We start from the raw sequence: 553 nt of genomic DNA, 5'->3' as shown, positions 1-553 counted from the left end.
GATCGGACTGCTCGCCCTGTACACGTCGATTCAAGCAGGGCTCGGGGCAGCAGCGCTCTTGCTCGTGCCGATGCTGTATTTCCTGAGACGAATCAAGCACCATTGAGGCACAGACCGTCCCGCGATTCGTTCGCGGACGGTCTTTTTGTGACGATGTGAAGAATTCGAGCGGAAACCATCAACTAGAATGAGACAACTCGTTTGATAGTTGAAAAAGTGGTCAATAGGATAGTAGAACGTACAAAAGGGGATGAGCATCATGAACATCGTCCATGGAGGTCACCGGACGCATTGGGCAATCGGGTTGTTGATTGGTTTAGGGTCGTTCCTGCTCAGCAGTTTCCTCTTCAGTCTCTTCATTGAAACCGGTGTGCTCGTCACGTTCCTCACCGGTGTCGTCGGCAGCGTCCTGTTGTTCGTGTTGCTCGGTCACCGTGAACACTTGATTCGAAATGTCGGGTTGAGCACGATTGGCATGGTCGCCGCCATCTTGCTCGGATTTGCGATCGGCGAAGCGTTCACGGCGATGTTCCCATCGCTCGGTGACACGTAC

At 53.3% G+C, this 553-nt stretch carries 1 protein-coding gene; it reads left to right on the top strand.

The features are described from left to right. Positions 1 to 259: 259 nt before the first annotated feature. On the top strand, positions 260 to 553 hold a 294-nt coding region (locus tag SM447_RS29765; protein WP_474576186.1), incomplete at its 3' end, for a hypothetical protein.

The sequence above is a fragment of the Micromonospora aridisoli genome, assembly GCF_056150025.1.
The sequence above is the reverse complement of the archived record's forward strand: the minus strand, read 5'-3'. Positions and strand labels throughout refer to the sequence as shown.